Source organism: Bacillus sp. LR--39, from assembly GCF_053613335.1.
In genome coordinates this window covers 1-1,282 of the sequence record NZ_JBSIOT010000208.1, presented here as the reverse complement: position 1 = coordinate 1,282, position 1,282 = coordinate 1, and the positions used below count along the sequence as shown (strand labels likewise).

Annotated in this window: 2 protein-coding genes and 1 pseudogene; 2 read left to right on the top strand and 1 reads right to left on the bottom strand. The window is 52.1% G+C overall.

What is annotated here, in order from left to right:
- Both plsX and ACWHAR_RS21845 read left to right on the top strand, forming a co-directional pair.
- A partial coding sequence (gene plsX, locus ACWHAR_RS21850; protein ID WP_452087806.1) for a phosphate acyltransferase PlsX occupies positions 1-730 on the top strand: 730 nt, incomplete at its 5' end.
- Between the two features lie 17 nt (positions 731-747).
- Positions 748-1,161: pseudogene (locus ACWHAR_RS21845) on the top strand (ACP S-malonyltransferase); the annotation flags it as partial.
- On the opposite strand, the gene ACWHAR_RS21840 reads toward ACWHAR_RS21845, so the two are convergent.
- The gene (locus tag ACWHAR_RS21840) at positions 1,077-1,268 is read right to left on the bottom strand and encodes a hypothetical protein (protein ID WP_452087807.1); all 192 of its coding nucleotides are present in this window, start codon (positions 1,266-1,268) and stop codon (positions 1,077-1,079) included. The pseudogene ACWHAR_RS21845 and the gene ACWHAR_RS21840 sit on opposite strands and share 85 nt — an antisense overlap.
- Between the last annotated feature and the right edge of the window lie 14 nt (positions 1,269-1,282).

Genomic DNA, 1,282 nt, shown 5'->3' with positions numbered 1-1,282 from the left:
AGGCAGGGCTGATGCCTGCATTTCCGCCGGAAAGACCGGAGCGCTTATGACGGCCGGGCTCTTTATCGTCGGCCGGATTGAAGGGATTGAAAGGCCTGCGTCGGCACCGACATTGCCGACCGTCTCCGGAGACGGGTTTCTCCTTCTTGATGTCGGAGCGAATGTGGACGCCAAGCCCGAACATCTCGTTCAATACGCCATTATGGGATCTGTTTACGGAGAACAGGTGCTGGGCGTCAAAAATCCGCGCATCGGACTTTTGAACGTCGGAACCGAAGATAAAAAAGGAAATGAGCTTGCCAAGCAGACCTTTCAAAAATTGAAGGAAACCGATTTGAATTTCATCGGCAATGTGGAAGCCCGCGATATGCTGGACGGAGTCGCTGATGTCATCGTCACAGACGGCTTTACCGGTAACGTTGCCTTGAAAACGGTCGAGGGCGCGGCGCTGTCCATTTTTAAAATGCTGAGAACGACGCTGACTTCGAGCTTCACGGCGAAGCTCGCCGCTTCTGCACTGAAGCCGAAGCTGAAAGAAATGAAAACGAAAATGGATTACTCTGAATACGGCGGAGCCGGATTGTTCGGCTTAAAGGCGCCCGTCATCAAAGCGCACGGATCATCTGACGGACGCGCCGTTTATCACGCGATCCGCCAGGCCAGAGAGATGGTCAGCCAAAATGTCGCGGCATTTATCGAAGAAAAAATTCAACAAAAAGCAGATGAATAGTCTGGAGGTTTTAACACATGGGCAAGATTGCTTTTCTATTCCCGGGCCAAGGTTCGCAGCATATCGGCATGGGACACGAATTGTATGAAAAAGAACCGAATGCGAAGAAGATTTTTGAAGAAGCGGATCAAACGCTTGAAACAAAACTGAGCACCCTCATGTTTGAAGGGGATGCAAAGGAACTGACGCTTACATACAACGCGCAGCCAAGCCTTTTAACGGCGAGCATCGCAGCGCTTGAAAAACTGAAGGAATACGGCATTAAAGCCGACTATGCGGCAGGTCACAGCCTCGGCGAATACAGCGCATTGGTCGCTGCCGGCGCCTTGTCGTTTAAAGATGCGGTTTATGCCGTCAGAAAGCGCGGCGAATTCATGAATGAAGCCGTGCCGGCGGGAGAAGGCGCGATGGCGGCCATCAGAACCATCGATGAATTCTTCTTTCTTCTGACGGCTCTGACTGGCTCGTCTGTCGCTTCGATGACTTCTTCCGCGTGTTTGACGGTGATCCGCCCGTGTTCTGTTAAATGGGCGGCTATTTTTTCCCGGTCGC